This window comes from Pantoea sp. SOD02 (genome assembly GCF_024707505.1).
GTDB lineage: Bacteria > Pseudomonadota > Gammaproteobacteria > Enterobacterales > Enterobacteriaceae > Pantoea > Pantoea symbiotica.
Map to the genome: position 1 here is coordinate 3,680,284 of NZ_CP102604.1, position 12,075 is coordinate 3,692,358.

Annotated in this window: 11 protein-coding genes and 1 other RNA gene; 5 read left to right on the forward strand and 7 right to left on the reverse strand. The window is 57.3% G+C overall.

Annotated elements, in window-relative coordinates; all coding sequences use genetic code 11:
• Window positions 1-228: 228 nt before the first annotated feature.
• Both rnpB and rsmI read right to left on the reverse strand, forming a co-directional pair.
• An RNA gene (gene rnpB, locus NR302_RS16980) (RNase P RNA component class A) lies at window positions 229-607 on the reverse strand.
• A 33-nt stretch (window positions 608-640) separates the two neighbouring features.
• Window positions 641-1,504, reverse strand: a complete 864-nt coding sequence (gene rsmI / locus NR302_RS16985) for a 16S rRNA (cytidine(1402)-2'-O)-methyltransferase (protein ID WP_154154988.1) — start codon at window positions 1,502-1,504, stop codon at window positions 641-643.
• A 62-nt stretch (window positions 1,505-1,566) separates the two neighbouring features.
• On the opposite strand from rsmI, the gene NR302_RS16990 reads away from it, so the two are divergent.
• From NR302_RS16990 to dolP, 4 genes are read left to right on the forward strand one after another with little or no spacing between them, the layout of a single operon-like run.
• Entirely contained in the window at window positions 1,567-3,585 is a 2,019-nt protein-coding gene (locus NR302_RS16990; RefSeq protein WP_258144041.1) for a penicillin-binding protein activator, read from the forward strand.
• Window positions 3,543-3,938, forward strand: a complete 396-nt coding sequence (locus NR302_RS16995; protein ID WP_008103534.1) for a YraN family protein — start codon at window positions 3,543-3,545, stop codon at window positions 3,936-3,938. Before NR302_RS16990 ends, NR302_RS16995 begins: the two co-directional genes overlap by 43 nt.
• A gap of 14 nt (window positions 3,939-3,952) precedes the next feature.
• Window positions 3,953-4,540 carry a DnaA initiator-associating protein DiaA gene (gene diaA / locus NR302_RS17000; RefSeq protein WP_007890352.1) on the forward strand — a complete coding sequence of 196 codons (588 nt, stop codon included), beginning with the start codon at window positions 3,953-3,955 and terminating at the stop codon, window positions 4,538-4,540.
• Window positions 4,541-4,554: 14 nt separating this feature from the next.
• Window positions 4,555-5,127, forward strand: a complete 573-nt coding sequence (gene dolP, locus NR302_RS17005) for a division/outer membrane stress-associated lipid-binding lipoprotein (RefSeq protein ID WP_008103536.1) — start codon at window positions 4,555-4,557, stop codon at window positions 5,125-5,127.
• Between the two features lie 54 nt (window positions 5,128-5,181).
• Here the strand turns inward: dolP and NR302_RS17010 are convergent, their stop codons facing one another.
• Window positions 5,182-5,883: a pirin family protein gene (locus NR302_RS17010; protein WP_258144042.1), complete on the reverse strand. Its 702-nt coding sequence runs from the start codon at window positions 5,881-5,883 to the stop codon at window positions 5,182-5,184.
• Window positions 5,884-6,012: 129 nt separating this feature from the next.
• Here NR302_RS17010 and NR302_RS17015 point away from each other — a divergent pair, with 129 nt between their 5' ends.
• A complete protein-coding gene (locus NR302_RS17015) occupies window positions 6,013-6,912 on the forward strand; it encodes a LysR family transcriptional regulator (protein WP_008103540.1) in 900 nt (299 codons plus the stop codon).
• A 184-nt stretch (window positions 6,913-7,096) separates the two neighbouring features.
• On the opposite strand, the gene NR302_RS17020 is transcribed toward NR302_RS17015, so the two are convergent.
• Genes NR302_RS17020 through NR302_RS17035 form a run of 4 tightly spaced genes read right to left on the reverse strand, consistent with a single transcriptional unit; the run spans window position 7,097 to window position 12,004 of the window.
• Window positions 7,097-9,007, reverse strand: coding sequence for a transcription antiterminator (locus NR302_RS17020; RefSeq protein ID WP_179452061.1), 1,911 nt, complete (start codon window positions 9,005-9,007; stop codon window positions 7,097-7,099).
• A 24-nt stretch (window positions 9,008-9,031) separates the two neighbouring features.
• A complete protein-coding gene (locus NR302_RS17025; protein ID WP_008103543.1) occupies window positions 9,032-9,769 on the reverse strand; it encodes a KDGP aldolase family protein in 738 nt (245 codons plus the stop codon).
• On the reverse strand, window positions 9,766-10,887 hold the full coding sequence (locus tag NR302_RS17030; RefSeq protein WP_258144043.1) for a DgaE family pyridoxal phosphate-dependent ammonia lyase: 1,122 nt from the start codon (window positions 10,885-10,887) through the stop codon (window positions 9,766-9,768). Before NR302_RS17030 ends, NR302_RS17025 begins: the two co-directional genes overlap by 4 nt.
• Window positions 10,871-12,004 (reverse strand): amidohydrolase/deacetylase family metallohydrolase, encoded by a 1,134-nt coding sequence (locus NR302_RS17035; RefSeq protein ID WP_258144044.1) that lies wholly within the window; start codon window positions 12,002-12,004, stop codon window positions 10,871-10,873. The genes NR302_RS17030 and NR302_RS17035 overlap by 17 nt, the downstream gene beginning before the upstream one ends.
• Window positions 12,005-12,075 lie beyond the last annotated feature (71 nt).

Genomic DNA, 12,075 nt, shown 5'->3' on the forward strand with positions numbered 1-12,075 from the left:
ATTTTGTCCATAAAATTACAACTTATCCACGTTGTTGCTTCTCGTCAGTGTGGATTAAATTTGTCCTCAGTAGTTAAACACGCGCTTATTCTGGCATAGCGGCAATAATGTTTTCAGGGATTTTCATTTCTTTACGTGGGAGAGTTTAATTAATTATGTGCGGGTTGATGCCCTCATCCTAGCCCCAGAAAACACAAAACCCGCCGAAGCGGGTTTTGTGTTTAAAAAAGTCGAAACTGACCGATAAGCCGGGTTCTGTCGTGGACAGTCATTCATCTAGGCCAGCAATCGCTCACTGGCTCAAGCAGCCTACCCGGGTTCAGTACGGGCCGTACCTTGTGAACCCCTATTTGGCCTTGCTCCGGGTGGAGTTTACCGTGCCACGAACTGTTGCCAGCCGCGCGGTGCGCTCTTACCGCACCCTTTCACCCTTACCTGATCCCATTACTGGGCCATCGGCGGTTTGCTCTCTGTTGCACTGGTCGTAGGCTTGCGCCCCCCAGGCGTTACCTGGCACCCTGCCCTATGGAGCCCGGACTTTCCTCCCCTTTGCCCGTCTCCCCCCGAAAGAGGACGACGACAAAGCGGCGACTGTCTAGTCAGCTTCGGCGCGGGATAATAGGCGATCTGCCAGCGTTTGTCACGCCTCTTGCTGCTCCAGCGCGTACTTATAGAGTGCGTTCTTCTTCACGCCATGAATTTCCGCCGTCAGCGCGGCCGCTTTCTTCAATGGCAGCTCTTTTTGCAGCAATGCCAAAGTACGCAGCGCCTCAGCCGGCAGTGCTTCTTCATCAGCTTTATGGCCTTCAACAATCAGCACCATTTCGCCTTTGCGACGGTTTTCATCTTCCAGCACCCACGCCAGCAGTTCGCCGACCGGCGCGCCTTGAATGGATTCCCACGTTTTGGTGATCTCACGCGCCAGCACCACGTAGCGCTCGCCGCCCCACACGCTGACCATATCTTGCAGGCTATCGATCAGGCGATGGGTTGATTCATAGAAAATCAGCGTACGCGGCTCTTCACCCAGCGCGCGCAGCACATCGCAACGTCCTTTGCTTTTGGCCGGTAGAAACCCTTCGTAACAGAAACGATCGGACGGTAACCCCGCGGCGCTTAATGCTGTAATCGCCGCGCAGGCGCCTGGCAACGGCACCACGCGCACGCCAGCTTCCCGGCAGCGACGTACCAAATGGTAGCCGGGATCGTTGATTAACGGCGTGCCGGCATCGGAGACCAGCGCGATGCTCTGGCCCTCTTGTAGCTTGGCTAACAGCACCTCAGCTTTCTGCTGTTCGTTGTGGTCGTGAAGTGCGAAGAGTCGCGCATTGATGGCGAAATGTTGTAGCAACAGCCCGGTATGACGTGTATCTTCCGCTGCGACTAGATCGACGCTTGAGAGCACCGTCAACGCTCGTTGAGTGATATCACCCAGGTTACCGATCGGGGTAGGAACGATATAGAGCGTGCTGGCAGAAATCTCTGCCCGATCGAGTTGTTTCATTGTTTCATCCGAATTGCCGATTTAATATTGAGCATCTTGAAAAAAACATCACTGGATACAGTATGCTTCCTTCAAAAGTCGTACGTCATAAAGCAGGACGCTTAGTACCTGTTCTTCTCGCTGGGCTGATTTTAGCCGCCTGTAGTGGTCAGGGACCGCAACAAACCTCTAACGTCAATATTCAGGGTCCTGCGACTGGCCGGTCTGACTATTATCTGCAACAGGTGCAGCAAAGCAGCGATGATAGCAAGACCGACTGGCAATTACTTGCCATCCGTGCCCTGTTGAAGGAAGGAAAGTATCCGCAGGCGGCGAATCAGCTCAATCAGCTGCCGCAGCAGTTAAGCGATGTGCAACAGCAAGAACTGCTGCTGTTGCGCGCGCAGATGCAGGTTGGTCAGCAGAATTACAGCGGTGCGCAACAACAGCTTGCTCAGGTCAAAACTGGCGATCTATCGCAGGATCAGCAGGTGCGCTACTACGCGTTGCAAATCGCAGCGGCACAGAATCGTCCTTCACTTCCGCTGCTGCGTGCCTATATTGCGCAGGAGCCGCTGCTGAAAGGTGCCGATCACCAGAGTAATATCGATGCAACCTGGCAAGCGCTGACGCAGATGACGCAGGATCAGATCAACAGTCTGGTGATCAATGCTGACGAAAATACGCTGCAAGGTTGGCTCGATTTGCTGAATACCTGGCGCGCAAATAGCCAGGATCCACAAATGCTGAAAGCGGCGATTCAGGACTGGCAGACGCGTTATCCGCAGAACCCAGGCGCGAAGACGCTGCCAACCCAGCTCAGCCAGGTGCAGAACTTCACCAAAGCGTCGACCAACACCATCGCGCTGCTGCTGCCGCTCAACGGCCAGGCGCAGGTATTTGCTAACGCGATTCAGAAAGGCTTCAACGATGCGCGCAATGGCGTGCTCAACGCGCCGGCACCGCAAGCCGCGCCAGCGCCTGCTGCAGCCGATGCCAGCGCACAGCCGCCAGCCGATGCCAATAGCGTTGTCAGCCCCGCCGTTGCCGGTAACACTCCGCCGCAAACCGAGCAGCCACAGCCAGCCGCACAACCAGCTGCGGCACAGGGCAACAGCAATGCGCAGGTAAAAGTGTATGACACCAGCAGCCAGCCGATTGCGCAGGTGATGCAGCAGGCTCAGCAAGATGGCGCCACGCTGGTGGTCGGCCCACTCCTAAAAAATGACGTTGAAACCGTTGCCAATAGCAACACTCCGCTAAACGTGTTGGCGCTTAACGAACCCGAACAGATCCAGAACCATCCGAATATTTGTTACTTTGCGCTTTCTCCTGAAGACGAAGCGCGCGATGCCGCGCACCATATCTACGAGCAAGGTAAACGCCAGCCGTTGTTACTGGTGCCGCGCAGCAGTTATGGCGACCGTATCAGTAAAGCCTTCGCGCAAGAGTGGCAAACGCTGGGTGGATCAACCGTACTGCAGCAGCGTTTTGGCGGTGTCGGCGAACTGAAGCAAGGCATCAACAGCGGTGCGGGTATCGCGTTAAGCGGCACGCCGCTGAACGTTGAGCCTGCGCAGTCGCAGAGCGTAGCGATTGCTGGCCTGACGATTCCTGCGCCGCAAACCAGCGCACCGGCACCAGCCGCTGATGCCAGCAGCGGTAGCGTGGATGCGGTGTACATTGTTGCCAGCCAGGATGAGCTGCAGCTGATCAAGCCGATGATTGCGATGCGTACCAGCAGCCGCAACAACACCGCGCTGTACGCCAGTTCACGCAGTGCGCAGGCGGGCGCAGGCCCGGACTTCCGTCTGGAGATGGATGGCTTGCAGTTCAGTGATATCCCGCTGTTGTCCGGTAGTAATCCGGGCCTGATGCAGCAGGCGGCGAAGTCGTTTAACAACGATTATTCGCTGGTTCGCCTTTACGCGATGGGCATTGATGCCTGGACGCTGGCGAATCACTTTAACCAGATGCGTCAGGTGCCAGGTTTTGCCATTGATGGCAACACCGGCAAGCTGAACGCCGACACGGATTGCGTGATCAACAGGAAGTTGGCATGGAACCAGTATCGTCAGGGACAGATCGTTCCGGTGCAGTAAACCGCCAGCGCATTGGCGCTGAGCAGGAACAACTGGCGCGTCGCTATCTGGAGCGCGCCGGGCTGCAGTGGTTCGCCAGCAATGTACGCTGTCGCAGCGGGGAAATTGACCTGATTATGCGCGACGCCGATTGCTGGGTATTTGTTGAAGTGCGCTATCGACGCGATGCGCGCTACGGCGGTGCCGCCGCCAGCGTAACGCGCCAGAAACAACAAAAGCTGCTGCGTGCCGCCGCACTCTGGTTGCTGGCGCGTGGCGGCAGTTTTGATACGGTGAATTGCCGTTTTGACATCATTGCCATTACCGGGCGTGAGCTGGAGTGGCTGCCCGATGCCTTTAATGCCGATGGATAGAACCAGGTGGTCTTGTGCAGGACAGAATTAAAGCGTGTTTTACCGAAAGTATTCAGACCCAAATCGCCGCGGCCGAAGCGCTGCCCGATGCGATTTCCCGCGCCGCGATGACGCTGGTGCAGTCGCTGCTGAACGGTAACAAAATCCTTAGCTGCGGTAACGGTGCGTCGTCGGCAAATGCCCAGCATTTTGCCGCCAGCATGATTAACCGTTTCGAGACGGAGCGCCCTAGCCTGCCTGCGCTGGCACTGAGCGCTGATAATGTGATGCTGACGGCAATTGGTAACGATCGTCTGCACGATGAAATTTACGCCAAGCAGGTTCGAGCGCTTGGTCAGGCTGGTGATGTGCTGCTGGCCATTTCCACCCGTGGCAACACCCGCGATATCGTCAAAGCGGTTGAAGCTGCGGTTACCCGCGATATGACCATCGTTGCGTTAACCGGCCACGACGGCGGTGAGCTGGCGGGCCTGTTGGGTCCGCATGATGTGGAAATTCGCATTCCATCACATCGCAGTGCACGCATTCAGGAAATGCATATGCTGACGCTGAACTGCCTGTGCGATTTGATTGATAACACTTTATTCCCACACCAGGAATGACTGAAGGAGCTCAAATGAAAGCATTGAACGCTGTCGCCATTCTCTTAACCGCCATGCTGCTGCAAGGCTGTGTTGCCGTGGTTGCAGGCGGCGCTGCCGTCGCCACCAAAACCGCCACTGACCCGCGCACCGTGGGCACGCAGGTCGATGACGGCACGCTGGAGCTGCGCGTTTCAAACGCGCTGGCAAAAGATGAACAAATCAAAAACCAGGCGCGCGTAGTGGTCACCGCCTATCAGGGCAAAGTGCTGCTGACCGGCCAGTCGCCAACCCCAGATCTGGCAAGCCGTGCCAAACAGATCGCCATGGGCGTTGACGGTGCCACCGAGGTGTACAACGAAATCCGTAGCGGACAGAAAGTCAGCCTTGGCACCTCGTCATCCGATACCTGGATCACCACCAAAATCCGCTCTCAGCTGCTGGGCAGCGATCAGGTGAAATCTTCGAACGTCAAAGTGACCACCGAAAATGGAGAAGTGTTCCTGTTAGGTCTGGTCACTGCAGAAGAAGCGAAAGCGGCGGCTGATGTTGCCAGCCGTGTGAGCGGCGTGAAGCACGTGACTACCGCCTTCACCATTCTCAAGTAAGCGTTACCGCAAAGTATCAGGGCGACTTAGGTCGCCCTTTTTTGTGCGTAAGGGTTAGGCGGGAAGGTCAATCACCAGCGCGCGCAGCGGCGTTCTGGCCTGCAGGCTAATCTGATTCTCATCGCTGAGGAACGCGCCGTCGCCGCAGCTTAGAGGCTGCTGATTGGCGCTGCTGGCCTGCACATCCAAAGAACCATGGATCGATTGCAGATAAGCGCGCGGCCCGTGCAATTTCACCGTGTACTGCTCGCCCGGCGCTAGCGTCACCTGATGCACCCAAACCTGCTGGCGCAGTTGCAGGCTGCCCTGCGCGCCATCGGGCGAGGCGATCAGCACGCTGGTTTGCTGCGGCAAATCGCGCTTCTGCAACAGCGGGTTTTCACGTTCAGGACAGGCTGCCAGCCACAGTTGCATGCGGGTTAACGGGCGATCTTTGCTGATGTTGATTTCGCTATAATTCACGCCCTGACGCGCAGAGAGCAGCATCGCCTCGCCTTCACGCGTCACCAGATGATTGCCTTCGCTGTCGCGATACTCGGCTTCACCTTGCAGCACCAAATTCAGCACATCGACTTGCGGATAGCTGCGCGGCTGGAAGGCGGCGCCCGGTGCCAGAATTTCCTGGTTGAGCACGCGCAGCGACGCGTAGCCCATTAATTTTGGATCGAAATAGTGGCCAAATGAGAAGCTGTAGCGCGCCTGCAACCAACCGAAATCGGCCTGGCCACATGCGGACGCGCAGCGGGTTGTCATCATGATAATCCTCCGACGCGCTGCGGTGAGATTCGACCGCAGGCTTGATGGGATCATGGTAAAAGTCTGGACGCCGGATTGTAAGCCAGTTAATCTGCCTGGCATGTTCAAATTTACTGACAGAGAATCGGCATGGCAAAAGACCGCGCGTTAACCCTTGAAGCTTTACGTGTGATGGATGCTATTGACCGTCGTGGCAGCTTTGCCGCTGCGGCCGATGAACTGGGTCGCGTCCCTTCCGCGCTGAGTTACACCATGCAGAAGCTGGAAGAGGAGCTGGATGTGGTGCTGTTTGACCGCTCCGGCCACCGCACCAAGTTCACCAACGTGGGCCGTATGCTGCTGGAACGTGGCCGCGTGCTGCTGGAAGCCGCCGATAAACTCACCACCGATGCCGAAGCGCTGGCGCGCGGTTGGGAAACGCATCTCACCATTGTTGCCGAGGCGCTGGTTCCTACCGAGCGTTTGTTCCCGCTGGTTGAGAAGCTGTCAGAAAAAGCCAATACGCAGATTTCGCTGATCACGGAAGTGTTAGCCGGTGCCTGGGAGCGGCTGGAACAGGGACGCGCCGATATCGTGATTGCGCCCGATATGCACTTCCGCGCTTCAACCGAGATCAACACCCGCAAGTTGTACAGCATTATGAGCGTCTACGTTGCCAGCCCGGATCATCCAATTCATCAGGAAGCTGAGCCGCTATCAGAAGTGACACGCGTGAAGTATCGCGGCATCGCGGTGGCAGATACCGCGCGCGAGCGTCCGGTGCTGACGGTGCAGTTGCTGGATAAGCAGCAGCGTCTGACGGTAAGCAGCATGGATGATAAACGCCGCGCGCTGCTGGCAGGTTTGGGTGTGGCGACTATGCCGTATCCGATGGTGGAGCAGGATATCGCTGAAGGTCGTTTACGCGTGGTGAGCGCCGAGTATACGCGAGAAGTGGATATTATTATGGCGTGGCGCCGCGACAGCATGGGTGAAGCCAAAGCCTGGTGTTTGCGTGAGATTCCGAGGTTGCTGGCGAAGCGCGGGTAATCTGATTGAGCAGGTCGCCATGAATGGCGACCCTACGGATTGCGCGTTTTGTAGGGTCGCCATTTATGGTGACCTCGTTGCAACCGCACCTATTACAACCCCAGGTCACCATAAATGGCGACCCTACGGATCGTGCGTTTTGTAGGGTCGCCATTTATGGTGACCTCGTTGCAAACCGCACCGATCACAACCGACTCAAACAATCGATCGCCACCGCTTTAAAACTGACAAAATCCGCGCAATCGCGCAGCCGCGTCATCGCTCTTTCGCGCAGGAAGGTGACGAACAGATCGTAAATCGCCATCGCCTCTTCGTATTCGCTCTTGCTGATCGCCAGCAGGAAAATCACCGACGCGGTTTCCTCGCCCCAGCTTACGCCGTGCGGTGCCAGCACCGTGTAGACCACGGTTTTCTGCGCCAGCAAGCCAAGTGAATGTGGCAGCGCGATGCCTTCGCCGAGCATGGTGCTGACAATCGCTTCGCGCTCTTCCACCGACGGATAAAAATCCGCATCGACAAAACCTTCGCTCTCCAGCTGATCGCACAGTAGGCGGAACAGATCCGACTGCGCCATCGGCTTATCCAGCACCATAAAGTGCTGGGCGTCGAAGTACTTCTCCAGCATGTAAGGGCGCGTGCGATCCACCAGCACCAGCTTGCCGAGCTGCTCCAGCTGGAACTCGGTTGGGAATGGCGACATCACCGCAATCGGCTTGTTCTTTTCAGAGAGCCGCGCGGTGGAGATGACAAAGTCTTCATCAATATGCTCGCGCAGTTCATAGTCGCGCTGAGACAGCCGCGCCGTTACCACCAATTGCGGGTATTTGCGCAGCAGCAGCGCCTCAATCATGCGTAGCGTCGAGTTGCCGCTGTCGCACACCAGCAGCACCTGCGGATGGCGTTGATAGCCAACGTCGTAATGCCTCTCCAGCCCGACGCCGATGTGCAGCACCAGAAAACCGATCTCGTTCTCACTGATGGTGTAAGGCGTGTATTTACCCCAGCTGGTAACCGCCGCCAGCGTCACATCGTAGGCCATTGGATAGTGCTGCTTGATATTGCTGAGCAGCGGATTGGGGATGTGAATCTGGTAGCGCACCCGCGTGATCATGGTTTTGATATGGGTGAGCAGATCGGCGCGCAGCTGTTCGTCGTGCTGCAGCCGATAGTTGTAATGGGTGTTGATGTAGTTCAGCAGGTAATCGACCAGCGCATCGGCGTCGTCGGCGTTGATGGTGCTGGGTGCCAGCGCCTGAATCTGGCGCGCAGCGATGTTAACCCGCAACCAGTTCTCTTCCGCCTGTGAAATCGGCTTGCCGACCAGCGGACGCATCAGGTTAATCAGATCGTGTGCCGCTTCGCGCACCTCATCGCCGACATCTTCCGCACCAGGATCGTTGAGCGGGAAACCTTCGCTGATGCGCCGTACCGCCACCGCGCAGTAGATTTGCAGATAGCGATCGCCCTCATCGCTGAGGCGAATAGCGTGCTGAGCAAAGCACTGTTGCAGCAAAGGTTCAAGCTGCGCCAGAATGCCGCTGTGCAGCGCTTCCACCGTCAGCAGCGGGCTGTCCGGCGTTTCCTGGTCGATCTGCCACAGTAAGTCGGTTAAGCAGGTGCGGATCGCCGCCTCGCTGCCGAACAGCTTCATGCCGTAATGTGGTTTGGTTTCGATATTGAGGTGATAGCGGCCCAGCCATTCGCGCACTTCCGCCATATCACTTTGCAGCGTGGCGCGGCTAACAAACCACTCTTCCGACAGATCTTCCAGCTTGATCGAATACGCCGCCGTCAGAAAACGCGTCAGCAGATAACGCACGCGCTCCTGCGAGGTTCGCGGCACGCGCAGCGGCGTGGCGCTCTCTTGCTGTAAGCGGCCAAAGCGCGCCGCATCGTCAATTTTGAGTTGATATCCCGCGCCGCGCGCCAGCACAAACTGCGCGCCGTGCTGTTCCAGCAGCGCGTTCAGCGCGGTGATATCGGTGCGCACCGTGCGCGTTGAAACGGAAAAGCGGCGTGCCAGCTCATCCTGCGGCAGCGTTTCATTTTGCAGCGCAGCAAAAAGCTGAGTCAGACGCTGATTGGGAAATCTCACGGAGCCTCACCTGTTACTCATTTGTTACAGCAGTTTCTTGCACGTTGCCAGAAGCTGACGCACATCGTCAATGCGCGTGTCGCCGCTTGCGCTATCGATAATCGAACTGTAGACGTGCGGGATCACTTTGCTGACGCCTGCGTCGAGCGCAATACGCACAATCTCTTCAAAGTTATTGAGATCGATGCCGCCGGTTGGCTCCAGCCAAAAGTCGTGACGCGCGCAGGCTTCCGCCACCGCACGATACTCATTCACCGCCTTCAGGCCGCCCATCGGGAAGTATTTCACCGAGCTGCCGCCCATGTCCTGCAACATGGCGATGGCGCTGTCGATTGGCACAATCGCGTCGGCGTTCTTTGAGCTGCGTGGGCCGGTAGAGATTTTCACCATGCCCGGCGTGCCGGTCGGTGAAATCAAACCATTCACCACGGTTTGGTTCTGGCCGAGCAGCGCACGGCTGGTCGCTACGCCGGTGAATACCTGATTGACGTGCTGCGGTTGCAGTACCGCCGAGATCTCACTCACCATCGCCGATTGGTTCGGATCGCCTGCGCCCAACCCCACGGACAGCGCATTGTCGATCAGCGCCGCATACTCGCGCATATCGGCAATGGCTTCTTCATTGCTGGCGTAGTTTTTTGACAACACGCCCACCAGCACATGGCCTTCTGCCGCCTGCCAGATCTCTTTGGCGTTCTGTTTAGAACCGGCCAGCACGTTGAGGCACAGGCGATCCTGATAGAAATTAGGGTTCAGACTCATGCGCGTTTTCCTCCGCTGATCAACGCCTGAATAGCGCTAAAGATGATGTGCAGCTGATCGGCGCTAACGCTGCGCACATCGGCTTCGATAATGCCTTCGTTGGCTTTGTAGCCACGGAAATAGATGGCGATGTCGCCGGTTTTCAGCGCCTGCACCAGTTCGCCGGTCGGCCAGCCGGTGATCGCTTCATCAAACTTGATTTCGGCACGCGCGATATCGCGTCCCGCCGCATCCCACACCACGCGCGCGCTGACGCCGTTCAGCGTGTTGAGGTTATCAATGAAAGGCTTCATGTTGGCGACCATTTCAGCGCCGGTGGTTTTTGGCTGCACCAGATAGTTTTCAATCGCCTGCGTCAAACCAAGAATGCCCTCTTTGCCGACCTTCATCGCGCGGCCAATACCGTTGCTCTGACGCTTCACCCACTCAACGTATTGCGTACGACCAATCACTAAACCGCTGGTCGGCCCTTCAATCGCCTTGGCACCGCTGTAAATCACCAGATCCGCGCCCATTTGGTAGTAGCACTGCAAATCTTCTTCTGCTGCTGCATCGACGATCAATGGAATGCCGTGTTTGCGCGCCACAACCGCCGCCTGCTCCACGCTGAGATGACTTTTCTGCACGCAGTGATGCGATTTGATATACAGCAGCGCCGCCGTGGTGGGCGTAATCGCCGCCGCCAACTGCTCAGGCGAACATTCGTTGCTGTAACCGGCTTCGATCAAACGACCGCCACCCAGCGCCACCATGCTGCCCACCGGCGCGCCGAAATTCACGTTGTGCCCTTTTGGCACCACGATGTCGTGCGGCACGTTGAGCGGCGCGGCGTGCAGGTTCTCCAGCAGCCAGTCGTTATCTTTCACAATCACCGCCGCCACGCTCTGCGCAATGCCCGCCGAGGCGCACGACACCACTACCGCGTTTTCTACATCCAGCAGTTTGGCGATGTAAGCGCCGGTCTTGTTGACCAGATCTTTCATCTCGAAGTAGTGATTCAGACCGTAGCTAACGGTATCCACCACATCCGCAGACGGCGTGGAAACACCGAGAATGGTCATGCGGCCCGAGGCGTTGATGACCTGCTTCAGGTCATATTTTTCATAAATCGAAGACATGATTCGCTTTCCCTTCATCAGTCAGATGCCAGTGACCGGCGATAACCACGGCCTGCGGCAAAATGTGTTGCTGACCCAAAACCTGTTCGCCTTCAGCATCGACGAACGGGCGGGCTTCCTCTTTGACGGTAAAAATGGTCAGGTCGGCGTCATAACCGGCGGTTAAGCGCCCTTTGCCCGCCAGACGCAGACCAGCAGCGGCATTTACGGTGACGCACTCGATGATTTGCGGCAGCGTCATGCCAATGCTGAAGAATTTCGACATCACGTGCGCCAGGCTATGTACCGGGCCGTTGATGCGGTTGCGGCAGTAAATGTCGGAACTGATGGTGTCGGGCAGAATGCCCTGCGCGATCGCCTGACGCGCTACCTCAAAACTGAAGCTGGCACCGCCGTGGCCGATATCCAGCTTCACGCCGCGCGCGATGGCATTTTTCACCGCCGCTTTCAGCTCGCCCTGCGGCGACAAGATACGGTTCGGCTTGCCGTTAAAGCAGTGCGTAATGATGTCGCCGGCGGTCAGCAGATCGGCGATCTCTTCCAGCACTGGCGGGTTGTTGCCGATGTGCACCATCAGCGGCAAATTGCCGGCTGCCTGCTGAATCGCCTTGGCGCGCACCAGCGGCTGAATGCCGTTCTCGCCCACCACGCTGCTGCTCATGCGCGCTTTCAGGCCGACGATAAAATCCGGACGGCGTTTCACCGCCTGCACCACCGCATCGCTATCGATCTGCGCCATATCGGCCAGCTCGTTTTGCGTCACAATGCCGGTGCGCGAAATGTTGATCAGCGCGCGCACTTCGGTGGTAGCCGAACGTGTGAGCTGATAAAAGTCGTCGATGTCATCAGCGCCGGTGCTGCCGGCATCCACCACCGTGGTGACGCCTTGCGCCATGCCAATGGTGTCGGCTTCGTCGTGATAAATCGGGGATTTGGGATAACAGTGCACGTGGCTGTCAATCCAGCCAGCGCTGACGTAGTAACGTCCCGCGAGATCGCGCTCCTGCTGTGCCGGGCCGCTTACCTCGCCGACGGCGGCAATTTTGCCGTGCTGGATGGCAATATCCACCAGCTGTTCGTCGCACAGACGTGCGCGGCGCAGAATCAGATCAAACATGCTTACTCCTTACTCATTAAGGTGCGCATAAATGCGCACCCTACGAAAATCGCTCCAACCCGCCGTAGGGT

Excerpts from the sequence above, each read along its gene's own strand:
- dolP (WP_008103536.1), top strand. The coding sequence starts at position 4,555 with ATGAAAGCATTGAACGCTGTCGCCATTCTCTTAACCGCCATGCTGCTG.
- NR302_RS16990 (WP_258144041.1), top strand. The coding sequence starts at position 1,567 with ATGCTTCCTTCAAAAGTCGTACGTCATAAAGCAGGACGCTTAGTACCT.
- NR302_RS17010 (WP_258144042.1), bottom strand. The coding sequence starts at position 5,883 with ATGATGACAACCCGCTGCGCGTCCGCATGTGGCCAGGCCGATTTCGGT.
- NR302_RS17035 (WP_258144044.1), bottom strand. The coding sequence starts at position 12,004 with ATGTTTGATCTGATTCTGCGCCGCGCACGTCTGTGCGACGAACAGCTG.
- rsmI (WP_154154988.1), bottom strand. The coding sequence starts at position 1,504 with ATGAAACAACTCGATCGGGCAGAGATTTCTGCCAGCACGCTCTATATC.
- NR302_RS17030 (WP_258144043.1), bottom strand. The coding sequence starts at position 10,887 with ATGTCTTCGATTTATGAAAAATATGACCTGAAGCAGGTCATCAACGCC.
- NR302_RS17025 (WP_008103543.1), bottom strand. The coding sequence starts at position 9,769 with ATGAGTCTGAACCCTAATTTCTATCAGGATCGCCTGTGCCTCAACGTG.
- NR302_RS17015 (WP_008103540.1), top strand. The coding sequence starts at position 6,013 with ATGGCAAAAGACCGCGCGTTAACCCTTGAAGCTTTACGTGTGATGGAT.
- NR302_RS16995 (WP_008103534.1), top strand. The coding sequence starts at position 3,543 with ATGGAACCAGTATCGTCAGGGACAGATCGTTCCGGTGCAGTAAACCGC.